Genomic DNA, 22,391 nt, shown 5'->3' with positions numbered 1-22,391 from the left:
GCGTGCGGTGGATCACTCGGCGAGGGCCTCGGGGTACAGGCCGGTGGCGATCCGCCGCACGGCATTGACGTTCCCGAGCGTGCCGGGCAGCAGGTCGGGCGAGGGGACGGCGATGAGCCGGCCGTCGCGGACCGCGGGCACGTCGGGGAAGGTGCGGGTGAGGTACTCGCGGGTCGTGCGTTCGTGCTCCTCGTCGGCGACGCCGAACACGATCGCCTCCGGCTCGCGGGCGGCGACCTCCTCGGGCGAGATCTGCGCGACGAAGAAGTCCGCGAACGCCTCGTCGTCGGGGCCGAACACGTTCTTCCCGCCGGCCCGGCGGACGATGTCGTACTCGACGCCCGCACCGATCGCCGAGAGCGTGCCGCCCTCGACGTACAGCTGGGCGACCGTGCGCGGCCGCACGCCGGCGACCGCGTCCGCGACGGCCTCGAGATCGGCCCGCGCGGTATTGATCATTTTCGTGGCGGCGTCCTGGACGCCGAAGATCCGGCCGAGGGCGCCCAGGTCGGTGAAGATGTCCTCGACCGAGCCCTTCATCCGGCGGTCCGCGCAGCCCCCCGCCGCGACGTACACGCTCGCGCCCGCGTCGGTGAGCTGCTCGATGGTCGCGAATCCCTGTTCGGCGGTGAACTCGTAGGTGGTCGGGGAGAAGACGAAGTCGGGTCGTGCCGCGAGAAGCTTCTCCCGGCTCGGCGGCTCGGCGTCGCCCAGCACGGGGACGTCGGCGGCGAGCGGGGCGACGTCGCCGGGCAGCGGCCGGTTCGCGGTCTGCGCCTGGCCGGCGAGGCGGTCCGCCAGGCCGAGGCGCAGCAGCAGTTCCGTCTGCGCCGGGTGCAGGCCGACGGCCCTGGAGGGGGTGCCGCTGACGGTCACCTCACGGCCGCAGTTCTCAACGGTCACGGCGCCCGCGGCGGAGGCGCCGCCGGGCGTGGTGACGCCGGATCCGCAGCCGGACAAGAGGAGGGCTCCGGCGAGGACGGTGGCCAGGGCGTGGATGGGGCGTCGCATGGTGTCGGCTCCGTGTGTGGGCGGGGTCGTGCTCAGTTCGGGGGGCGGCAGGTCGAACGCCGGGACGGGCGCGGACGCCGCCCCGGGCGGATCGGTCAGATGACTACGTCACCCGCGGATGGTAGCGATAACGACAACGGTTGTCATTTTTGTGCACGCCGTGGAGCACGGCCGAGCGGGGTCGGGTGTGGTGCCCTGGGGCCTACGGAGAGGGAGCTACTGCGGCGGCGGCAGTTCCTTAGGGTCTGGCGTCTCACACGGCGCAGCCACGCCGATCGGCCCGCGTTTCACCCGGCGAGGACGCGAACGCCGTGGGGCCCTGGCCGCCGGATGGCGGTCTCGCAGCCCGCCGACTCCCGCCGCGGCCTCGGCTCTCGGACGACCGCACCCCACGCCGCCGGCCGGCCGCCGCGGTTTCCGCACGCTCGGGTTCGGCGGCACGCCGATCCCGGCGTCGACCTGCCAGAACAGAGCCTCCACCGCGACGTGCCAGGGGCTTACCAGAGCCCGGCGCCGAATCCCGCGCTCGTGGTCGCGTCCCGCGACGGGTCGGCCTCCCGGTCGGTGACCGTCGCGGCGAGTCGCGGCCGATGCCGCACGGGCGATCCGGATGCATCCCCGCAGACCGGCCCTGCCTACCCCCTCGGGCGGTGAACGGCGGCTGCTCTACGCGGCCAAGACGCGGGGCTCACCGTGAATCCGTTGCCGGGAAGCGCGCCTGCGAGCACGGCCGTGATGTCCGGTCTCCCTTCGCTCACAGGGGCATGCCGGACGGGGCGCCATGGTCAGGCGCGGTGTTCGCGGTGTTCGCGGTGTTCACGGAGTTCTGCCGAGAGTTCGGCGGAGAACTGTTCGGCGTCGGACAGGCGCGCACGGATCTTCGCGCAGCGCTCTTCGACCAGCGTGCGGTAGACGGCGAGGCGCTTGACGAGGTCGGCCCTGGTGCCCTCGTCGGTGCCGGCCGACTGGAGCTCGTCGAGGATCGTGAGCAGGTCGCGCATCTCCTCGAGGGTGAAGTCGAGGGGCTTCATCCGCTTGATGACGAGGAGCCGCGCGACGTCGTCTTCGGTGTAGAGGCGGAAGCCGCCTTGCGAGCGCGCGGTGGGAAGGGCGAGGCCGACGTCCTCGTAGTGGCGGATGGTGCGCAGGCTCAAGCCGGTCCTGTCGGCGACCTCGCCGATCTGCATGTGCCTGCCGTCCATCAGCTTCCTCCTCGCGTCACCCGCTCGTCACACCGGGGACGGGTGATCCATGCCGTTGGTCAAGCTTGCCATCTTCCGGCGCATGGTGCCGTCGGCGCCCGTCTCGGCGGGGCGGGCCCCGCACCGGGCTTCTCGCATGCCGCGCGCCGGACTCCCCGTCACCGCGTGCAGGGTGCCCACCGCCGCCGCCTCGGCCAAGTGGGTGCGGTTCAGCAGGACCACGGGTCGACGACGGAGGGGTCCCTCATTACCGGGGGGCTCTGCTTTCGCCGGGTGTGCGTGCGACGTAGACGGTGTTGGCCGAGGTGCCGCCCTGGACGGGGTTGGGGAACTCCACGACGTGCGGCGTCACATCGGCGAACGCTTCGCCGAGCAGGGCGGTGAACGCGTCGTCCGGCGGGTCGTTCGACCAGAGGGCGAAGACGCCGCCGGGATGGAGCTGCTCGGCCAGACGCCGCAGCGGTCCCCGCCGGTAGAAGGCCGCGTTCACCGGAGTGAGGACGTGGCTCGGCGAATGGTCGATGTCCAGCAGGACGGCGTGGAAGCGCGCTCCGGGCGCCTGCGGATCCAGCCCGGACTCGGCCAGCGCGAAGAAATCCCCCTGGACCAGCCGGCAGCGGGCGTCGGAGGCGAGCCGCTCCCCGAGCGGGACCAGCCCGGCGCGGTGCCACTCGATCACCTCACCGAGCGCCTCCACCACCACGAGCGACCGCACCCGTGCGTCCTCGAGGGCGGCGACGGCGGTGTGCCCGAGCCCCAGTCCCCCGACGACGACGTCGAGGCCGCCGCCGGCCTCCGCCTCGGGAGACGCCGCCAGACCGAGCCGGGCGAGTTCGGTCTCGCCGACCGTCCACAGGCTCGACATCAGGAAGTCGTCATCGAGCTTGATCTCGTAGACCTGCTCACCCGACGCGGGGTCCCGCCGCCGTCTCAGGCTGACGGCCCCCATGGGCGTCGGCCGCCAGTCGAGTTCCTCGAACAATGCACCCACTGCGATCCATCCTGTGACGTTGGAGCGACAATCTCCGACACGAAAAGCACTCTCCCGTGAGTGGAGATTATGTCGCCGATCCCGTCGGCACGTTGCACCAACGCGTTCCTTCAAGGCTCGATCGACGGCCCGTCCGGCGCGTCGAGCCCGCGGGCGGACTCCGTCAGCAAGAACGTGGGCATCGGAGCCGTCCCCGGGTACGGTGCCGCCCGCCCGCCGCCGTCCACCTGGTCGACGTCATGCGACACGTCCCGTCTGCACGGTGAGCGATGAGCGTGCTCCCGCGCCGCTGTGAGCACGCCTGCAGACGGCGGCGCGGGAGCACGTGTCGCGCCGTTGTGCCATTGCGGCCGACGCTCCACAACATACTTTAACGTGAGGGTAGGGTTGTGGGTGGACGAACCGTTGGACAGGCGAGCGGACGCGGGTCGGCGAGGTGGCCGCGACGGGGCCGGCGCTGCGCACGATCCGGTACTAAGAGAAGATCGGGCCGGTGACGCCGTCGCGGACATCTGACAGGTTCCGCCGGTACTCCGAGGCCGACGTCGAACGGCCGGTACCGGTCGGGAGCCTGCGGTGTGGTGCCGGACGATCGGGAACGGGCGGCTGCAGACGGCCGGCGGGCTGGGAGTCGGTCTCGATCGCGAACTGACCACGCGAGAAGAGAATGGAGGAACGGCGGTGTTTCAGCACGAGGCGCGCCCGGGCGCGCCCGGGGCCGCATACGAGCAGGGCGGCGGTGCACGCCTCTGGCAGGCGGAGGAACAGGCGCAGGACCGGGCGGCGGGCGCGGAGGCGCCGCGGTGAGCGCGGGGACGACGAGTTCCGGCGACGGGGTGATCGCCGAGGCGGGGCGGCGGCGGACGTTCGCGGTGATCAGCCACCCGGACGCGGGCAAGTCGACGCTCACCGAGGCGCTGGCCCTGCACGCGGCGGCGATCGAGCAGGCGGGGGCGGTGCACGGCAAGGCCGGACGGCGCGGGGTGACCTCCGACTGGATGGACATGGAGCGCTCGCGGGGCATCTCGATCACCTCGTCGGTGCTGCGGTTCGAGTACGGCGGGGCGCTGCTGAACCTGCTGGACACCCCCGGGCACGCCGACTTCTCCGAGGACACCTACCGGGTGCTGGCAGCGGTCGACGGCGCGATCATGCTGCTGGACTCGGCCAAGGGCCTGGAGGCGCAGACGCTGAAGCTGTTCGACGTCTGCCGCCACCGCAAGATCCCCGTCATCACGTTCGTGAACAAGTGGGACCGTCCCGGCCGCGAACCCCTCGAACTGCTGGACGAGGTCGAGCAGCGGATCGGCCTGCGGCCCGCACCGTTGAACTGGCCCGTCGGCGTCGCGGGCGACTTCCGCGGCCTCATCGACCGGGTCGACGGCTCCTACACCCGCTTCCGCCGCACCCCCGGCGGCGCGCAGCGAGCCGTCGCCGAGCCCGTCCCCGCCGACCGGGCCGCCGCCGAGGAGGGCGACGCCTGGACCACCGCGACCGAGGAGCTCGCGCTGCTGGACGAGATCGGCGCGACCCTCGACATGGACGCCTTCGCCGCCGGAACCTGCACGCCCGTGCTGTTCGGCGCCGCGCTGCCCAACTTCGGCGTCCAGGCACTGCTGGAGACCGTGCGCCGGCTCGCGCCCGCACCGGGCCCGCGCGCGGACGAGCGGGGCGTCGATCGTCCGGTCGAGGCGCCGTTCGCGGGGCAGGTGTTCAAGGTGCAGGCCGGCATGGACCGCGCGCACCGCGACCGCCTCGCGTTCGTCCGGGTGTGCTCGGGCCGGTTCGAGCGCGGCATGACCCTCACCCACGCCGCCACCGGACGCCCGCTGACCACCAAGCACGCGCAGACCGTGTTCGGCCGCGACCGCTCCACCGTCGACGCCGCCTACCCCGGCGACGTCATCGGCCTGCCCAACGCCACCGGCGTCAAGGTCGGCGACACCCTCTACAGCGCACGCCCCGTGACGTTCCCGCCCATCCCCGCGTTCGCCCCCGAGCACTTCATGGTCGCCCACGTCGACGACAACGGCCGCGCCAAGCAGTTCCGCCGCGGCATCGACCAGCTCGACAACGAGGGCGTCGTGCAGGTCCTGCGCAGCGACCTGCGCGGCGACGGCGCCCCGGTGCTCGCCGCGGTCGGACCGCTGCAGTTCGAGGTCGTGACCGCCCGCATGGAGAACGAGTTCGGCGCCCCCGTCAACCTCGCCCGTCTCGACTACACCACCGCCCGCATCACCGACAAGGAATCGGCGCCCGTCCTGGCCGCGCAGCGCGGCGTGGAGGTGCTGACCCGGGTCCTGGACGGCGCCCTCGTCGCCGTGTTCCCGGACAAATGGCGCGTCCGCGCCATCGAACGCGACCACCCCGAGCTCACCCTGACGCCGATGCTCGCCGCCGGGGCCCCCGACTGAGAACCGGACTCGGGACGGCGACCGCCCCGCGAGGGACGACCGTCCCTACTCTTACGTTAGAGAGCAGCTGATCGATGCCGATGGAGGAGAGTTGGCGGACTATCGCATTCACTTCGTCGACGGCCGCCATGAGGAGCTCTCGGCGGACCGGTGCAGGTATTCCGGTTCCCGGTACGTCTTCGAGCGGGAGAGCAACAGCGGCTGGCGCACCGTCCACGTGGTGATCGCAGCCGACATCGTCCAACTGCAGGACGGAGTGACCGCCGACGCCGACGTCGTCCGGGGCACTCGGGGCGACGGTCACCGGACGGGAGCGGGTGGCCCGACCACATCGCGCGCCCGCTGGTGAGGAGGACGGCCCCGCCGGCGGGGCGTGCGGCGCCTCGTTCCCACGTGACGCCGCGGCACTGGCCGGCCGGGTGGCGCCGCGCCACCGAACTCGCCCGGCGGACACGTGCCCGCAACGCAGGCCCCGCAGTGAGCGGTCACCCGGACTCGCCGCCGTCGTGGCGGGCGGGGGTGGCCGAGCACGCCAGGAACGTGAGTCCCTCCGGGCTCCGCAGCCGCAGCGCCGACCGGCTCGCGTGCTCGGTCGGAACCGCTTCGGGGCCGTGGTCGCGTGCGCGGGCGGCGATGCCGTCGAGGTCGTCGGCGGCGAGCGCCAGCTCCCACTGCGCCGGGGAAGCGGCGGCCGTGAAGTCGGCGTGGGCGAGCGCGGTGCCGACGCGTTCGCGGTAGAACCGCCGTGCCCGTACGGGGTTCCCGCAGGCGAGCATTCGACGATCTCGTCGCGGGTGGCGCCGTCGCGTCCGTACGCGATGTTGTCGGCGATGGTGCCGTGCCGGAGCCAGGTGTCCTGCAGCACCATGCCGATGTGGCGGCGCAGGTCGGCGCGGGTCATGGCGGCGATGTCGACGCCGTCGACGGCGATGCGGCCGCCGGTGGCGTCGTAGAACCGCATCAGCAGGTTGACGAGGGTCGACTTGCCCGCGCCGGTGGGGCCGACGGTGGCGACGGTCCGTCCCGGTTCGACGGTCAGCGACAGGTGTGATCGCCGTCTCGATCCGCACCAACGACTCTTCTGTCACGTTAGAGTAAGGATGCGTGCGGGACGTTCCGCACGCCGGGACCGCCGCCCCCAGCGGCGGCGCGTCCTTCGATCGGCCGAGATTCGGGGGAGCCATGCGCCGGCGCACGCCGCGGATCTGATGCGACGTCCGCGCCCGCGTTCCGCCTGACGCACCGGCGCGTCCGGCGGCCGATCCCCCGCGTCTTCCCCGGCGGCGTGGCCGGGGCGCCCGTTCCCGCCCTTTTCGTTGACTGTGACGTGCACCCGCGCGAGGTGCGCGCGCGACCTTGTGTCTGGAGTGTTTTGTCCCTGCCTGCCGTTCTGGCGAGCCGCATGAAACCGACCCGGCCGATCGCCGCGAAACTCCTTCGCGTCGAGGTCCTGTCCGGGCTGGTGGTGGCGCTGGCGCTGATCCCCGAGGCGATCTCGTTCTCGATCATCGCCGGTGTCGACCCCACGGTCGGGCTGTTCGCCTCGTTCACCATGGCCGTCACCATCGCGATCGTCGGCGGCCGCCCCGCGATGATCTCCGCCGCGACCGGCGCGATCGCCCTGGTGGTGGCGCCGTTGTCGATCAACCACGGCCTCGGGTACCTGATCGCCGCGGTCATCCTCGGCGGGATCTTCCAGATCGTCCTCGGCGCGCTGGGCGTGGCGCGGCTGATGCGGTTCGTCCCCCGGTCGGTGATGGTCGGGTTCGTCAACGCCCTGGCCATCCTGATCTTCCTCGCGCAGGTCCCCGAACTGCGGGACGTCCCCTGGCCCGTCTACCCGCTGGCCGCCGCGGGGCTCGCGCTGATGGTGCTGTTCCCCCGCATCACCAAGGCGGTCCCCGCCCCGCTGGTGTCGATCGTCGTCCTCACCGTCATCACCGTCGCCGCCGGGATCGCCGTCCCCACCGTCGGCGACAAGGGCGCGCTGCCGTCGTCGCTGCCCGGCCTGGGTCTGCCGGACGTCCCGTTCACCCTCGACACCCTCACGCTCATCGCCCCGTACGCGCTGGCGTTCGCGCTCGTCGGGCTGATGGAGTCGCTGATGACCGCCAAGCTCGTCGACGACATCACCGACACCCACTCCAACAAGACCCGCGAGTCGATCGGGCAGGGCGTCGCCAACATCGTCACCGGGTTCTTCGGCGGCATGGGCGGCTGCGCGATGATCGGCCAGACGATGATCAACGTCAAGAACGGCGCCCGCACCCGGCTGTCGACGTTCCTGGCCGGGGTCTTCCTGATGGTGCTGTGCATCGCCTTCGGCCCGGTCGTGTCCGACATCCCCATGGCCGCGCTCGTCGCCGTCATGGTCCTGGTGTCGGTGGGCACCTTCGACTGGCACTCCATCCAGCCCGCCACCCTCAAGCGCATGCCGATCGGCGAGACCCTCGTCATGACCGTCACCGTCGCCGTCGTCGTCGCCACCCACAACCTGGCCATCGGCGTCGTCGTCGGCACCATCACCGCCATGGTGATCTTCGCCCGCCGCGTCGCGCACCTGGTCAACGTCTCCGCCGTCACCGACCCCGACGGCGGACGCGTCGTGTACGCGGTCACCGGCGAGCTGTTCTTCGCCTCCAGCAACGACCTCGTCTACCAGTTCGACTACGCCGGCGACCCCGACCACGTCACCATCGACCTCACCGACGCCCACATCTGGGACGCCTCCACCGTCGCCGCCCTCGACGCCGTCACCACCAAGTACGAGCAGCGTGGCAAGACCGTCGAGATCATCGGCCTCAACGAGCCCAGCGCCAAGATGCACGGCACCCTGTCCGGCGAACTCGCCGGAAGCCACTGACGCCTCCTTCCACCGTGCCGGACGGGGCGGGCCCGCCCCGTCCGGCGCCGGCGATCGACGGTCAGGCCGGGCCGCGCGCGAAGACGACGGCTCCCGGACCGTCCTCGTCCGGCCCGATGACCAGCTCGGCCTCGATCGTGAACCCCGCGTCGCGAAGCCAGCCCGCGATCTTGCGCGGAGGGCGGTGGTGACTGTCAACGTTGATCGGGCGACCCGTGTAACCCTCGGACGTGTGCCGTGTCTCGTCACCGACGTGAAAGCCGACCAGTAGCGGGCCTCCCGGGCGCAGCACCCGGCGGAACTGCCCGAACACGCCGGGGACGGCGTGGTCGGGCACGTGGATCACGGACCAGAACGCGAGCAGGCCGGTGACCGAGCCGTCCGCCAGGTCGAGGGCGGTCATCGTCCCGACGTCGAAGCGCAGGCCGGGGTGGTCGCGCCGCGCGATGGCGATCATCTCCGGCGAGATGTCGATGCCGAACGCGTCCACGCCGAGGTCGTGGAGGTGGCCGGTGACGTAGCCCGGCCCGCAGCCGACATCGGCGACCGGCCCGCCGCCGGCATCGTGCACCAGCTCGGCGAACAACGCCAGGCTCGCGCGCAGGTAAGGCCTCCCACCGAGCAGCCCGCGCACCTTCTCGGCGTATCCGGGAGCGTCGGTGTCGTAGGAAGACCGGGTATCGGACAGCCAAGTGTCGGACATGGGCGTCACGGTAGCCAGTTCGTCGGCCGCGGCGCTGGAGGCCGCTGGTCTGCGGCGTGCTCGCCTAGGTTGCGTCCTCCCGCACGGGGCGCGCGGGCGGTCTGCGCTTGACCGGTCGCAGGCGGTCTGTCCCCCACGGCTTCAGAGTCCCTTCGTCACTGCGAGGAATGGTCGCGCACTACGCTGAACCGGTGTCACCCGGCTTACCTGCCGGGCGGGAAAGCGTGTCCCTCGGGGCGGGGCCGAACGTTGCCAAATCCCTTCCATGCCGCACGTTCGCCAGCCCAAGGTGGGGTCGTTCCCCGACGGCGTGCACACGGGCGGTGAAGCACTGCGATGAAGCTCCGGAAACGGCTGCCGCGACGTCGAAGGCGAGCCGCCGAGCCGGCGGCGGCTCCGATGGGCCCCGCGCTGTCGGAGCACAAGTGGTACCGGAAGGCGTCCGAGCTGTCGGACACCGGGATGCTCACCATGGCGCGGCGGCTGCCGGTGCTGATCGGTCAGGTGCTGCGGCTGGCGTGGCGGGCCGGCCGGCGAGACCTGGCCGCGACGATCGCGTTCAATGTGGCCGCCGGGGTGTTCACCGCGTTCGGGCTGCTGGCCACCACGGGCGTGCTGACCGCCCTGTTCTCGGCCGGCCCGACTCCGGACCGGGTGCGGGCCGCGGCTCCGGAACTGCTGCTGGTCGGCGCGGCCGTCGCGGTACGGGCGGTGTTCGCGACGGCGGCGCAGTGGGCGCAGGCGCGGCTGCGGCCGCAGGTTCAGCAGATCGTCGAGCAGCAGCTGTTCGAACTCACCACCGCGATCGACCTCGCGGCGTTCGACGACGCCGAGTTCCAGGACGATCTGCACCGGGCCCGTCTGCGGGGCGTGGACTCCGCCCCGTCCATGGTCGACAACGCCGTGGACCTGTTCACCGCGGCCATCGGGGTCGTCGCGGCGGCCGGCGCGCTCGGCGTGCTGCACCCGCTCCTGCTGCCGCTGCTGCTGCTCACCGCGCTGCCGGAGGGGTGGGCGGCGGTGCGCGCCGCGCGGCTGGGCTACCTGACCCAACTGGATCTGGTGGAGGTGCGGCGGCGCGGCTGGATCATGACCGAGCTGATGACCGAACGGCGGCACGCCGCCGAGGTCCGCTCCTTCACCGTGCGGGACTTCCTGCTGCGACGCCACGCCGACCTGGCCTCCCACATCCGCCGCACGCTCCTGGATCTCGCGCGCCGCCAGACGATGTCCCAGGTCTGGGGCGATGTCCTCAAGGGCGTCGCAACGGCTTTGATGTACACGGTGCTCGGCGTCCTGCTGTGGCGCGGCATCATGCCGCTGGCGGTGGCCGGGACGGCGGTGCTGGCGATCCGCGCGGGACAGACGTCCCTGGTCAACCTGGTGTACTCGCTGAACCGCTGTTACGAGGACGGCTTGTATTTCAGTGACTACGTGGCCTACTGCCGGATGGCCGAACAGCGCGTTCACCGTCCCAGAGCCGTCTCCGGCGTCCACGGGAAAGGGGGCGTCACGGGCCGGGAAGAGGCACTCGGACGGTTCCGGGAGATCGTCGCCGAGGACGTCACCTTCGGCTACCCCGACGGTGACGCGCCGTCCCTGGACAAGGTGTCGGTGCGGCTCGGCCGCGGGGAGATCGTCGCGCTCGTCGGCGAGAACGGATCGGGCAAGACGACCCTCGCGAAGATCCTCGCCGGCCTCTACGCCCCGCAGGGCGGGCACGTCCGCTGGGACGGGACGCGCGTGGAGGACCTGGACCCCGAGGTGCTGCGCCGGGCCATCGCCGTCGTCGCCCAGGACCACACGCACTGGCCGATGACCGCCGCCGACAACATCACCATGGGCGACGACCTCACCGCACCGGGCGTCCGGGCCGCCGTCGACGAGGCCGCCGTGGCCTCCGGCGCGCACGAGGTCGTCGCCGAGCTGCCGCACGGGCTCGACACCCTGCTCGACAAGCGGTTCCACGACGGGCGGGAACTGTCGGGCGGGCAATGGCAGCGGCTCGCGGCCGCCCGCGGCTTCTACCGCGACGCGCCCCTGCTCATCTGCGACGAGCCGACCGCCGCCCTGGACGCGCGCGCCGAGCACCGCCTGTTCGGCCAGATCCGCGACCACGCCGCCCGCCGCGGACGCACCGTCCTGCTGATCACGCACCGGCTCGCCAGCGTCCGGCACGCCGACCGCATCTACGTCCTCGACCGCGGCCGCGTCATCGAGCACGGCACCCACCGCGAGCTCATGGACGTCGGCGGCCTGTACGCCGAGCTGTACGAGCTGCAGGCGTCGGCCTACCGGGCGGAAGCACCCCCAGAGGGCGTCGCCGCGGGGAACGGTCACGCGCAGCCGGACGTGGAGCGGTGAGGCTTCGTGCCGCGCTGCGCCGCCGCGGGCGTCACAGCACGGAGACGTGGACGTGGTCGTAGTGGTTCTGGGTGACGCTGCCGCGGTCCTCCATCTGGCGCCAGCCGCCGCTGCTCCGCGAGTCCCAGATGCGCTGCTTCCAGATGATGTACTTGATGCCGAGGCGGCTCGCGTTGTCGATGAGGTACTGGGCGACCTTGTCGCCGTGGGCGCTCGCCGACGCGCTCGGCATCCGGCCGCCGGTGCTCTCCATGAAGTCGCAGGCGCGGCCGGACCCGTGGTCCTGCGGGTCGCCGGGCCGGAGGCAGCCGATCGTCGGGAAGGGGCCGAACTTGCCGTCCACCTCCTGGAGGACGGTCCGCATGCGCGCGGTCATCGAGTTGCCGGTGACGGGCGACTTGGTGCCGGACGCCCCGTCCGGCCGGGCCGACCCGGAACCGGACGACGCCGACGTGGTGGGCTTCTCGGGCTTGTACTTGGCGAGCAGCTTCTTGACGCGCTCGCGCTGGCTCTCGAGGTCCTCGATCTCCTTCTCGACCTTCTCGAGCTTCGCCTCCGCCTTCTCGCGGGCCTGCTCGGCCTGCGCGTCCAGCGCCCGCAGGGCCTGGACGCGGCGGCCGTTGTTGCGGCTGATGTGCTCGAGGCCGCTCGCGGCGCGGAGGGCGGCCTGCGGGTCGCCGTCGGTGACGATCGGGATCGACTCGTACCGTCCGGTCATGTAGGTGGTGGACGCGATCGTGGCGACGGCCGCGCGGGCCCGGTCGTACTCGCCGGAGGCCCGGTCGGCCGCCGCGCGGGCCTCCTTCGCCGCCTTCTCCGCGTCCTCGAGGGACACCAGCCCGCCGCGGTACTCCTTGGAGAGCTTGTCGGCGCGCTTCTTCAGCTTCGCGTACTTGGCCGCCGGATCCTCGGGCGCGGCGGGGACGGCGGCGGCGCGGGCGGACGGGACGGCCGTCACGCCCAGCGCGAGCGCCAGCGCCAGCGCGCCGGTGCGCGCGCGCCGTGCCGTCGGGCGTCCGCGGTCGGGACGCTCCGTGCCGCCGGGGGGATCGAGGGCCGCCACAGATCACTCCTTGATAACAAGCCTCAAGATTGGCGGCACGCTACCACATACGGCCATTTCGTCTCACTTGAAACGAACATCACATAGCGTGACGAAATGTGTACGGATCCCGTGGTGCGGGCCGGGGCGCGCGGCCCCGGCCCGGGGCGGGAGGCCCGTGCGGTCAGAGGCCGACGAGCTCCTCCCAGCGCGGCACGCGGGGAGTGCGGGCCAGCCGGAGGCCGGCCTCGGCGGGCGTCCGGTTCCCCTTGCGGTTGTTGCACTTCCCACACGCCAGGACGGTGTTCTCCCACGTGTTCCCGCCGCCGCGCGACTGCGGGTGGACGTGGTCGACGGTGTCGCCGCGGCGTCCGCAGTACCCGCAGCGGCCGCGATCGCGCAGGTGGACGCCGCGCTTGCTCCACGGCGGGCGGCGGCCGTGCCGCCAGCGCATCGCGACGTACCGGACGAGCCGCAGCACGCGCGGGACGGGGAACGCGCCGATCGCCCGGCCCTCCTCGGCCTCCTCGACGACCGCCACCTCGCGCACCAGCATGCGGATGGCGTGCCGCAGGTTCACCTTCTGTAACGGCTCGTACGTCGCGTTCAGGACGAGCACGTGCATGCGTCACCTCCCCTGCCCCTGCCGCTTCCCCGCCAGGATTCGAACCTGGAGCATCCGCATTAACGGTGCGGCGTTCTGCCGTTGAACTACGAGGAAAAGGTCCGGCAATTCTCCGGGCTTCCGGGCATTTCCCGGAAGTCACCATTAGCCTGCCGATTCCCCGAGGGGCGGGCAACGCATTTTCCGGCGGGTCAGGCCGGGAGGTCGGCCGCCGCGGCCTGGTACTCCATGGACTCCCGCTCCACCCGGAACCCCAGCTCCTCGTTCACCGCGATCATGTGGGCGTTGTCGCCGGCGTTGTCGGTCTCGATCTCGCGGACGTCGGGGCGCTCCGCGGCGAGCCAGCGCAGCATCTCCGCCTTCACCCAGATGCCGATCCGGCGGCCGCGGTGCTCGGGCACGACGGCGGTGTCGTACTGCGCGGCGCGGCCGGTCGCGCCCGCCGGGACGACCATCTCGGTGAAGCCCGCGATCGCCGCGCCGTCGCCGGTGAGGGCCGCGACGGTGTAGAGGTCGTCGCCGCGCTTGGCGACCAGTTCGGCCATCTCCCGCACGCGCGCCGCGTCCCACGGCGCGCCCTCGTACTCGGCGAGGTCGGCCATCGCGGTCTTGGCGCGGGCGAGCGCGGCGGCGCGCCCGTCCGGGACGACGCCGCGCCAGCGGACGAGCCGGTACCCCGCGGGCCCGGCCGCGACCAGGCGGGCGACGCGTTCCGCCGGGACCTCGGCGAGATCGAGGACCATGCCGCGCAGCGTCAGCACGCACTCGAAGCCGTGCGACTCCAGGAACGGGACGGCCGGGGTGCCCGCGAGCACCTGCGCGATCACGCTGGTGCGGCCGTCGGCGCGCAGGCCCGCGGCGGCCGCCGTCAGCAGCCGCCGGCCGAGACCGCGGCGGCGGTGCTCGGGCCGGACCCGGATGTCGATCTCGCCCGGCCGTCCGGGCCCGGGATCGCCGGGCAGCAGCAGCGCCGCGACGGCGGCGAGCCCGTCGCCCGGGGCGTCCCCGGCGGGCACCGCCCAGAGCCGCTGCCGGCCCGCCGGGACGCCGCCCAGCAACCGCGCGGCCGTCTGGGCGGGCTCGGGCGCGGGCTCGGCCGCCGGATCGTCGGCGTGCACGGCGGCCAGCACCCCGTGCCACTGTCTGATCTGCACGTCCGTCGGGTCGTCGAGCGCGATGACGTCCATCCGACTGTTGTACCGGATCGGGGCCCGCCGGGACCGGGCCCTCGTGACAACGCGTGGTTTCGGACGGCCGCCGGTCTCTCAGCGGCCCCGCGCGAAAGCCTCCAGGATGCGGTCGGCGGCCAGCGCCGGGGTGAGGGCGCCGTCCGCGACCTCCCGCTCCAGCCCGGGTGCGATCTCGCGGACGTCCGGGTCGGCGCGCAGGTCGGCGAGCAGCCGTTCCCGGACCATCTCCCACGCCCACCCGACGAGCTGGCGGCGGCGCCGGACGTCCAGCTCGCCGCGCTCGCGCAGGGCGTCCTGGTGGGCGACGATCTCGTCCCACACCCGGTCGAGGCCGGTGCCCTCCCGGGCGCTGCAGGTGAGGACGGGGATGTCGCGGGCGTGTTCGTCGCCGCGCAGCATCCGCAGGGCGCCCGAGAGTTCCCGCGCGGCCCGCTTCGCCTCGATCCTGTGGTCGCCGTCGGCCTTGTTCACCGCGATGACGTCGGCCAGTTCGAGGACGCCCTTCTTGATGCCCTGCAACTGGTCGCCGGTGCGGGCGAGCGTCAGGAACAGGAACGAGTCGACCATCTCCGACACGGCCGTCTCGGACTGCCCGACCCCGACCGTCTCGACGAGGACGACGTCGTACCCGGCGGCCTCCATCACCACCATCGCCTCCCGGGTGGCCTTGGCGACGCCGCCGAGCGTGCCGGCCGTCGGGGACGGGCGGATGAAGGCGTTCTCGTCGGCGGAGAGGCGCTGCATGCGGGTCTTGTCGCCGAGGATGCTGCCGCCGGTCCGGGTGGACGACGGGTCCACGGCCAGCACCGCCACCCGGTGCCCGCGCCCGGTGAGCGCGGTGCCGAGCGCGTCGATGAACGTGGACTTGCCGACCCCCGGCACGCCGGTGATGCCGACGCGCCGGGCGCCGCCGGCGTGCGGGGTCAGCTCGACCAGCAGCCGCTGCGCGAGCGCGCGGTGGTCGGGGCGGTTCGACTCGACGAGCGTGATCGCCCGCGCGATCCACGCGCGCGAGCCGTCCCGCACCCCGGCGACGTAGTCCTCCAGGGGCCTCACCGGTCGCCGTTCTCCCCCGCCTTCTCGTGGCCGAGCTTCGCGGCCAGCTCGTCCAGCAGGCCCTGCGCGGCGTCGGCGAGGACGGTCCCCGGCGGGAAGATCGCCGACGCCCCGGCGGCGCGCAGCTCGTCGAAGTCCTGCGGCGGGATCACCCCGCCGACGACGATCATGACGTCCTCGGCGCCCAGCGCGGCCAGCTCCTCGCGGAGCGCGGGCACCAGGGTGAGGTGGCCGGCGGCGAGCGAGTTGACGCCGACGATGTGCACGTCGGCCTCCACGGCCTGGCGGGCGACCTCTGCCGGGGTCTGGAACAGCGGGCCCACGTCGACGTCGAAGCCCAGGTCGGCGAACCCGGTCGCGATCACCTTCTGGCCGCGGTCGTGGCCGTCCTGCCCCATCTTGGCGACGAGGATGCGCGGGCGGCGCCCCTCCGCCTCCGCGAACGCGGCGGTCGCCGCGCGCGCCCTCTCGATGCCCTCAGCGGGCCCGGCCTCGTCCCGGTACACACCGGAGATCGTACGGATCTGCGCGGCGTGCCGCCCCCACGCCCGCTCCAGGGCGTCGGAGATCTCCCCGACGGTCGCCTTGGCGCGGGCGGCGTCGATCGCGAGCGTGAGCAGGTTGTGCTCCAGCCCGGACGGGCGGTTCCCGTTCGTCGCCGCGTCGGCGGCGGCTGTCAGCGCCGCGAGGGCCGACCCGACCGCGGCGCCGTCCCGCTCCTCGCGGAGCCGCCGCAGCTTGTCGAGCTGCTGCGCCCGGACGGACGCGTTGTCGACCTTGAGGACCTCGATCTGCTCGTCGGCGTCGACGCGGTACTTGTTGACGCCGATGACGGGCTGGCGCCCGGAGTCGATGCGGGCCTGGGTGCGGGCCGCGGCCTCCTCGATCCGCAGCTTCGGCAGCCCCTCGTCGATCGCCTTCGCCATGCCGCCGGCCCGCTCGACCTCGGTGATGTGCCCCCACGCGCGGCGCGCGAGGTCGTAGGTGAGCCGCTCGACGTAGGCGCTGCCGCCCCAGGGGTCGATGGTGCGGGTCGTCCCGGACTCCTGCTGCAGCAGCAGCTGCGTGTTGCGGGCGATGCGGGCGGAGAAGTCGGTCGGCAGCGCGAGGGCCTCGTCGAGCGCGTTGGTGTGCAGCGACTGGGTGTGGCCCTGCGTGGCGGCCATCGCCTCGATGCAGGTGCGGGCGACGTTGTTGTAGACGTCCTGCGCGGTCAGCGACCAGCCGGACGTCTGCGAGTGCGTCCGCAGCGACAGCGACTTCGGGTTCTTCGGGTCGAAGCCCTGGACGAGCTTCGCCCACAGCAGCCGTGCCGCGCGGAGCTTCGCGACCTCCATGAAGAAGTTCATCCCGATCGCCCAGAAGAACGACAGCCGGGGCGCGAACGCGTCGATGTCGAGGCCCGCGTCGCGTCCGGCGCGGATGTACTCGACGCCGTCGGCGAGGGTGTAGGCGAGCTCCAGGTCGGCCGTGGCCCCGGCCTCCTGGATGTGGTAGCCGGAGATGGAGATCGAGTTGTACTTCGGCATCCGCTGCGAGGTGTACTCGAAGATGTCGGAGATGATCCGCATCGACGGCTGCGGCGGGTAGATGTAGGTGTTGCGGACCATGAACTCCTTGAGGATGTCGTTCTGGATGGTCCCCGCGAGGGCCTCCGGCTTCACCCCCTGCTCCTCGGCCGCGGCGATGTAGAGCGCCAGCACCGGCAGGACGGCGCCGTTCATCGTCATCGACACGCTCATCTTGTCGAGCGGGATGCCGTCGAAGAGCTGCCGCATGTCGTAGATGGAGTCGATCGCGACCCCCGCCATGCCGACGTCCCCGGCCACGCGGGGGTGGTCGGAGTCGTAGCCGCGGTGGGTGGCCAGATCGAACGCGACCGACAGGCCCTTCTGCCCGGCCGCGAGGTTGCGCCGGTAGAAGGCGTTGGACTCCTCGGCGGTGGAGAACCCGGCGTACTGGCGGATCGTCCAGGGCTGCGTCGCGTACATGGCGGGGTAGGGGCCGCGCAGGTACGGCGCGATGCCGGGCAGGGTGCCGAGGAAGTCGACGCCGCCGAGGTCGTCGCCGGTGTAGAGCGGCAGGACGTCGATGCCCTCGGGCGTGTCCCACGTCTGGGCCTCGGGCTCCTTGCCGGTGGCCTCGGCGACGGCCGCGCGCCACCGGGCGGCGGCGTCGCCCGCGGGCGGCGGCGTCCCGAGCTCGATGTCGCTGAAGTCGGGGATCATCACTTCACTCCCAGATCGTGGAGGGTCGTCTCCAGCACCTCGACCGCGTCGCACCCGGCGAACACGTTGGCGTCCACACCCTCGTACGTTCCCTTTCCGGCGAGCCAGACCCGCTTCGCGCCCGCGTCCTTCAGCGTGCGGGCGGCGTCCGCGGCCTGCTCGGCGTACACCTTGTCGCTGGAACAGACGCAGGCGACGGGCGCGCCGGACGCGGCGAACTCCTCGGGCGGGCCGGTCACGGTCGCGAGCCCGCCGGCCTGGAACAGGTTGGCGGCGAAGGACGCGCGTGCGGTGTGCACGGCGATCGGCCCGAGCGTCGCCAGGAACACCGCCGGACGGGCGCCGGCGGCGTCCGCGTGGGCGTCGGAGCGGTCGCGGAGGGCCTCGAAGTCCTGCGCGTACGTCACGACGGGCAGCCCGCCGCCGGGACGGGCCGGTGCGGGCTCCCGCTCCGGCAGCCGCTCGGTGAGGTTCGGGAACTCGCTGACGCCGGTGAGCGGGGCCTTGCGCCGCGCGATGTCCTTGCGGCGCCGCGCCCAGGTCGCCGCGATGCGGTCGGCGACGAGCCCCGAGCCGAGGGCGGCGGCGAGGCCGCCCGCCCGCTCGATCCCGGTGAAGCGGTCCCAGGCGGCGCGCGCGAGGTCCTCGGTGAGGCGCTCGGCGTACCAGGAGCCGCCCGCCGGGTCGACGACGCGGGCCAGGCTCGACTCCTCCAGGAGCAGCGTCTGGGTGTTGCGGGCGATGCGGCGGGCGAAGTCGTCCGGCAGCCCGAGGCGCGCGTCGAACGGCAGGACGGTCACGGCGTCGGCGCCGCCCACCCCGGCGGCGAACGCGGCGACGGTGGTGCGCAGCATGTTCACCCACGGGTCGCGGCGCGTCATCATCGCCGCGGACGTCACCGCGTGGATCCGCGCGGCCGTCCCCTCCGCCGCGCCGCTCACCTCGGCGACGCGCGTCCACAGGCGGCGCGCGGCGCGGAGCTTGGCGATGGAGGAGAACTGGTCGGCGTTGACGGCGAGCCGGAACTCGATCTGCCCGAACGCCTCGTCCACGCTCAGCCCGGCCCCGGTGAGGGCGCGCAGGTAGGCCACGCCCGCGGCGACGGCGGCGCCGAGCTCCTCGGCGTCCGAGCCGCCCGCGTCGTGGTAGGGGGTGCCGTCGGCGACGACGGATCGCAGCCGCGGGAACTCCCGGGCGCAGCGGGCGGCGAACGCGGCGGCCTCGTCGAGCGGACGGGCCGTTCCGGTGCGGGCCGCAAGACCGAGCGGGTCGAGCCCGAGGTTCCCGGTGGCCGCACCGGCGTCGCCGCGGTCCGCCGCCAGCGCGAGGAACGCCTCGGCGGCCTCGGCGGCGTCCTCTCCAGCGTCCAGGACGACGGGCGCGAGGCCGAGCAGGACGCCGCGCAGCGCGTCGGGCAGCGCCGCGACGGGCGTGCCCGCCTCGCCGAGCCGCAGCCAGACCGAGGTGACGCCGTTCTCCAGATCGGTGATGATCGCCTCGCGGGTGACCGCCGCGTCGGGGTGGTCGTGCCGCTGCCGGACGTCCCAGCCGGCGAGGCCCTCGCCGTCGGGCCGCACCTCGCGGACGCAGGGGGCGAGGCCCGGCCGTCCCGCGGGGGCGTCCTCGGCGGTGTACAGGGCGCCGATCGGCACGCCGTCGTACGACTCGCGGGTCAGCAGACCCTCGATCTCCTCAAGGGGGGTGTCGTCGGTCGCCGCGCCGGACTTGCGCAGCACCCCCTTCACCATCTCCCGCCACCGGTCCCGCTCGGCCGGGGGGAAGGCGGCGGCCAGTTCGAGTTCTTCAGGCGGCACCGTCATGCCCTGGATGGTAAGCGAGCGCGTACCGGGCGTTCGCGGGCGGGGTCCCGGTGGCCGGGAGGCCCGTTCCGCGGGCGCGCGGCGGCGCCGCGCCGCCTCCGGTTAGGGGCCCGGTCACCGGGAAGGTGGCCCGCATGACCTTGAATTCCCTTCCCGGTGACCTCTATCACATGCAGGACCTCCTCGACGAGCGCGAGCAGGAGATCGTCGGGCGGGTGCGGACCTTCCTCGAGGAGAAGGTCGCGCCGATCGCCAACGACTGCTGGGCCCGCGCGGAGTTCCCGTTCGACCTGATCCCCGGGTACGCCGAGCTGGGCGTCGCGGGACTGCCCTTCGAGGAGTGCCCGGGCGAGCGTCCCAGCAGCCTGCTGACCGGGTTCCTCGCGATGGACATGGCCCGCGTCGACCCGTCGATGGCGACGTTCTTCGGTGTCCACTCGGGGCTGGCGATGGGCAGTATCGGCCGGTGCGGTTCGCCGGAGCAGCGCGCGCGGTGGCTGCCCGCGATGGGGAGGATGGAGAAGATCGGGGCGTTCGCGCTGACGGAGCCGGAGGGCGGGTCCGACGTCGCGCTGGGGCTGCGCACGACGGCGCGGCGCGACGGGGACCACTGGATCCTGAACGGCGCCAAGCGGTGGATCGGCAACGCCACGTTCGCGGACCTGGTCGTGGTGTGGGCGCGCGACGAGGACGACGGGCAGGTGAAGGGGTTCGTGGTCGGCAAGGACGCGCCGGGCTTCACCGCCACCCGCATCGAGAACAAGATCGCGCTGCGGACGGTGCAGAACGCCGACATCGTGCTCGAGGACTGCCGCGTGCCCGAGGAGGACCGGCTGGCGGAGGCCCGGTCGTTCCGCGACACCGCCGCCGTGCTGCGCCGGACGCGCAGCGGCGTCGCGTGGCAGGCGGTCGGGGTGATGCTCGCCGCCTACGAGATCGCGCGCCGCTACGCGATCGAGCGGGAGCAGTTCGGGCGGGTGATCGCCGAGTTCCAGCTTGTCCAGGACCTGCTGGTGCGGATGCTGGGCAACGCGACGGCCTCGCTCGGGATGGTGGTGCGGCTCGCGCAGCTCCAGGACGCGGGCATGTACCGCGACGAGCACTCGGCCCTGGCGAAGGCGTACTGCACCACCCGGATGCGCGAGGCGGTCGGCTGGGCGCGCGAGCTGATGGCGGGCAACGGCATCGTTCTCGACTACGACATCGGGCGGTTCGTCGCCGACGCGGAGGCGCTGTACTCCTACGAGGGCACCCGTGAGATCAACACGTTGATCGTCGGCCGCGCGGCGACCGGGCACGGCGCGTTCGTGTGAACGTGCGCCCGCCCGGTACCGGCACCCCGGGAACGCCCCTCCGGCCGGGCGTTGCTAGAGTTCGGCCACGTAGATCGAACTCCCACCGGAACCTGCTAGAGGGAAGACAACGCGCATGTCGAGCGGCAGCCACGCCGGGCGCCCGAAGTCCTGGGTCGCCGTCACCATCATCTTCATCGGTTTCGCCATCGGCGGCGCTGGACTCGTCATGGGGCCGAGCTGGGTGGTCTTCGGCGCCGGCGCCGCGGTGACCGCCCTCGGCGGCGTGATCGCCCTCGCCGTCGACATCATGAGCGACGTCGTCGTCGACGAACCGCGCGCCTAGGGATGTTCGGCCGGCCGCCGCTGGAGGAGCGGATCGCCGCCCGCCAGCGGGAGCTCGGCCCGCTGAAGCAGGGCAGGTACTTCCCGCACGGCCCGGCGAAGATGCTCTTCGTCGTGAGCCTGGCGATCGTCGTGATCACGCATCTCGCGGCCCTCGCGGTGCTGTGGATCGACTCGGGGCCCTGACACGCCGAAAAGGCAGGTGCCAACCCGCCGTCCGTCACGTAACGTCGAAGTGATGTGCCGTCGCGGTGACGCGGCTGTGAGACGACAGGCGGCCCGGGGCGCGCACGAGCCGAGGTGGTGGGATGGCGCCGCGTTTCGGAATCGAGGAAGAGTACTTCGTCGTCGATCCCGGCACGCGGGAGGTCGTTCCCCGCGCCGCCGACGTGGTGCGCCGCGCCGCCGCGGCACTGGGCGACCGGGCGTCCACCGAGCTGGTCGGCTTCCTCGCCGAGGCCAAGACCCCGCCCTGCGACGACCTGGTGAAGCTCGAGGAGCAGATCCGGCAGATGCGGGCGGCGATGGCGGACGCCGCCGCGGCCGAGGGGCTGCGGCTCGCCGCGACCGGCACGCCGGTGCTCGGCGATCTCGTGCCCGCGCCGATCACGGCCGGCCCCCGCTACGCCGAGAGCCTGGCGACCTACCGCGGACTGGACGACGAGCAGAGCATCTGCTCGTGCCACGTGCACGTCGAGATGCCCGACCGGGAGCGCGCGGTCCTCGTCGGCAACCATCTGCGGCCCTGGCTGCCGACGCTGCTGGCGCTGGCGGCCAACTCGCCGTTCTGGGCGGGCCGCGACACCGGGCACGCCTGCTGGCGGGCGCTGGCCTGGGCGCGCTGGCCGGTGGCCGGGCCCCCGCCGTACTTCGCGTCGCTCGCCCACTACGAGGGGCTCGTCGCGTCGCTGCTGGAGTGCGGCGCCCTCATGGACACCGGGACGATCTTCTGGGACGTGCGGCCGTCCGCGCGGCTCCCGACGGTCGAGGTGCGGGTCGCCGACGTGGCGCTGACCGCCGCGGACGCGGCGGCCCTCGCCGGGCTGATCCGGGCGCTGGTGGAGACGGCCGCCGCCGCGGTCGACGCCGGCGAGCCCGCGCCCGACCCGCCGCAGGAGATGCTGCGCGCCGCGTACTGGCTGGCGGCGCGGGACGGGACCGCCGGGACGGGCCTGGACGTGCGCAGCGGCCGGCCCGCCGCGCAGCGGCACATGGCCGCCGCCCTGCTCGGCAGCACCGAGCCCG

General features: G+C 73.1%; 20 protein-coding genes, 1 tRNA gene and 1 pseudogene. 9 read left to right on the top strand and 13 right to left on the bottom strand.

The features are described 5' to 3' along the window. Nucleotides 1–12: 12 nt before the first annotated feature. The 3 genes from ACFQ11_RS29180 to ACFQ11_RS29170 all read right to left on the bottom strand — a co-directional run bounded on the left by ACFQ11_RS29180 (nt 13) and on the right by ACFQ11_RS29170 (nt 3,204). Nucleotides 13–1,011, bottom strand: coding sequence for an ABC transporter substrate-binding protein (locus ACFQ11_RS29180; RefSeq protein WP_378304403.1), 999 nt, complete (start codon nt 1,009–1,011; stop codon nt 13–15). A 785-nt stretch (nt 1,012–1,796) separates the two neighbouring features. Continuing rightward, nucleotides 1,797–2,198 (bottom strand): MerR family transcriptional regulator, encoded by a 402-nt coding sequence (locus ACFQ11_RS29175; protein WP_378304401.1) that lies wholly within the window; start codon nt 2,196–2,198, stop codon nt 1,797–1,799. 262 nt (nt 2,199–2,460) lie between these two features. Further along, complete coding sequence (locus ACFQ11_RS29170; protein ID WP_378304399.1) at nt 2,461–3,204, bottom strand: polyamine aminopropyltransferase; 744 nt, start codon at nt 3,202–3,204, stop codon at nt 2,461–2,463. Nucleotides 3,205–3,885: 681 nt separating this feature from the next. Between ACFQ11_RS29170 and ACFQ11_RS29165 the strand changes: the two genes are divergently transcribed. From ACFQ11_RS29165 to ACFQ11_RS29155, 3 genes are all read left to right on the top strand, one after another. After that, a complete protein-coding gene (locus tag ACFQ11_RS29165; RefSeq protein WP_378304397.1) occupies nt 3,886–4,011 on the top strand; it encodes a hypothetical protein in 126 nt (41 codons plus the stop codon). Further along, nucleotides 4,008–5,618 (top strand): peptide chain release factor 3, encoded by a 1,611-nt coding sequence (locus ACFQ11_RS29160; RefSeq protein WP_378304395.1) that lies wholly within the window; start codon nt 4,008–4,010, stop codon nt 5,616–5,618. Before ACFQ11_RS29165 ends, ACFQ11_RS29160 begins: the two co-directional genes overlap by 4 nt. Before the next feature lie 91 nt (nt 5,619–5,709). Next, nucleotides 5,710–5,967: a hypothetical protein gene (locus tag ACFQ11_RS29155; protein ID WP_378304393.1), complete on the top strand. Its 258-nt coding sequence runs from the start codon at nt 5,710–5,712 to the stop codon at nt 5,965–5,967. A gap of 136 nt (nt 5,968–6,103) precedes the next feature. Here the strand turns inward: ACFQ11_RS29155 and ACFQ11_RS29150 are convergent, their stop codons facing one another. Together ACFQ11_RS29150 and ACFQ11_RS29145 are read right to left on the bottom strand one after the other, a co-directional pair. Beyond that, nucleotides 6,104–6,394 carry a VOC family protein gene (locus ACFQ11_RS29150; protein WP_378304391.1) on the bottom strand — a complete coding sequence of 97 codons (291 nt, stop codon included), beginning with the start codon at nt 6,392–6,394 and terminating at the stop codon, nt 6,104–6,106. 80 nt (nt 6,395–6,474) lie between these two features. Continuing rightward, nucleotides 6,475–6,657, bottom strand: a pseudogene (locus ACFQ11_RS29145) (ATP-binding cassette domain-containing protein); the annotation flags it as partial. 363 nt (nt 6,658–7,020) lie between these two features. Between ACFQ11_RS29145 and ACFQ11_RS29140 the strand changes: the two are divergent. Continuing rightward, nucleotides 7,021–8,481: a SulP family inorganic anion transporter gene (locus ACFQ11_RS29140; protein WP_378304389.1), complete on the top strand. Its 1,461-nt coding sequence runs from the start codon at nt 7,021–7,023 to the stop codon at nt 8,479–8,481. A 61-nt stretch (nt 8,482–8,542) separates the two neighbouring features. Here the strand turns inward: ACFQ11_RS29140 and ACFQ11_RS29135 are convergent, their stop codons facing one another. Beyond that, nucleotides 8,543–9,184, bottom strand: a complete 642-nt coding sequence (locus ACFQ11_RS29135; RefSeq protein ID WP_378304387.1) for a class I SAM-dependent methyltransferase — start codon at nt 9,182–9,184, stop codon at nt 8,543–8,545. A 336-nt stretch (nt 9,185–9,520) separates the two neighbouring features. Here ACFQ11_RS29135 and ACFQ11_RS29130 point away from each other — a divergent pair, with 336 nt between their 5' ends. Next, nucleotides 9,521–11,548, top strand: coding sequence for an ABC transporter ATP-binding protein (locus ACFQ11_RS29130; RefSeq protein WP_378304385.1), 2,028 nt, complete (start codon nt 9,521–9,523; stop codon nt 11,546–11,548). 31 nt (nt 11,549–11,579) lie between these two features. Here ACFQ11_RS29130 and ACFQ11_RS29125 read toward each other — a convergent pair whose 3' ends face one another. The 7 genes from ACFQ11_RS29125 to ACFQ11_RS29095 all read right to left on the bottom strand — a co-directional run bounded on the left by ACFQ11_RS29125 (nt 11,580) and on the right by ACFQ11_RS29095 (nt 19,509). Further along, nucleotides 11,580–12,611 carry a coiled-coil domain-containing protein gene (locus tag ACFQ11_RS29125; RefSeq protein WP_378304383.1) on the bottom strand — a complete coding sequence of 344 codons (1,032 nt, stop codon included), beginning with the start codon at nt 12,609–12,611 and terminating at the stop codon, nt 11,580–11,582. Nucleotides 12,612–12,774: 163 nt separating this feature from the next. Continuing rightward, nucleotides 12,775–13,215 (bottom strand): HNH endonuclease, encoded by a 441-nt coding sequence (locus ACFQ11_RS29120; protein WP_378304381.1) that lies wholly within the window; start codon nt 13,213–13,215, stop codon nt 12,775–12,777. A 24-nt stretch (nt 13,216–13,239) separates the two neighbouring features. Next, nucleotides 13,240–13,311 (bottom strand) — tRNA-Asn (locus ACFQ11_RS29115). Between the two features lie 95 nt (nt 13,312–13,406). After that, complete coding sequence (locus tag ACFQ11_RS29110; protein WP_378304379.1) at nt 13,407–14,402, bottom strand: GNAT family N-acetyltransferase; 996 nt, start codon at nt 14,400–14,402, stop codon at nt 13,407–13,409. 78 nt (nt 14,403–14,480) lie between these two features. Beyond that, nucleotides 14,481–15,461 carry a methylmalonyl Co-A mutase-associated GTPase MeaB gene (gene meaB, locus ACFQ11_RS29105; RefSeq protein ID WP_378304377.1) on the bottom strand — a complete coding sequence of 327 codons (981 nt, stop codon included), beginning with the start codon at nt 15,459–15,461 and terminating at the stop codon, nt 14,481–14,483. Then, complete coding sequence (gene scpA, locus ACFQ11_RS29100; protein ID WP_378304375.1) at nt 15,458–17,689, bottom strand: methylmalonyl-CoA mutase; 2,232 nt, start codon at nt 17,687–17,689, stop codon at nt 15,458–15,460. Before scpA ends, meaB begins: the two co-directional genes overlap by 4 nt. Beyond that, nucleotides 17,689–19,509, bottom strand: coding sequence for a methylmalonyl-CoA mutase subunit beta (locus tag ACFQ11_RS29095; RefSeq protein ID WP_378304373.1), 1,821 nt, complete (start codon nt 19,507–19,509; stop codon nt 17,689–17,691). Before ACFQ11_RS29095 ends, scpA begins: the two co-directional genes overlap by 1 nt. A 134-nt stretch (nt 19,510–19,643) precedes the next feature. Here ACFQ11_RS29095 and ACFQ11_RS29090 point away from each other — a divergent pair, with 134 nt between their 5' ends. The 4 genes from ACFQ11_RS29090 to ACFQ11_RS29075 form a co-directional block, all read left to right on the top strand. Then, nucleotides 19,644–20,822 carry an acyl-CoA dehydrogenase family protein gene (locus ACFQ11_RS29090; protein ID WP_378304371.1) on the top strand — a complete coding sequence of 393 codons (1,179 nt, stop codon included), beginning with the start codon at nt 19,644–19,646 and terminating at the stop codon, nt 20,820–20,822. A gap of 115 nt (nt 20,823–20,937) precedes the next feature. Further along, nucleotides 20,938–21,147 carry an HGxxPAAW family protein gene (locus tag ACFQ11_RS29085; protein WP_378304369.1) on the top strand — a complete coding sequence of 70 codons (210 nt, stop codon included), beginning with the start codon at nt 20,938–20,940 and terminating at the stop codon, nt 21,145–21,147. 2 nt (nt 21,148–21,149) lie between these two features. After that, nucleotides 21,150–21,332, top strand: a complete 183-nt coding sequence (locus tag ACFQ11_RS29080; RefSeq protein ID WP_378304367.1) for a hypothetical protein — start codon at nt 21,150–21,152, stop codon at nt 21,330–21,332. 122 nt (nt 21,333–21,454) lie between these two features. Then, nucleotides 21,455–22,391: carboxylate-amine ligase (locus tag ACFQ11_RS29075; protein WP_378304365.1), on the top strand; the 937-nt coding region annotated here is incomplete at its 3' end.

The sequence above is a fragment of the Actinomadura sediminis genome (assembly GCF_042675525.1).
GTDB lineage: Bacteria > Actinomycetota > Actinomycetes > Streptosporangiales > Streptosporangiaceae > Spirillospora > Spirillospora sediminis.
Note: the sequence above shows the minus strand (reverse complement) of the source record. Positions and strands in the feature narration are given on the sequence as shown.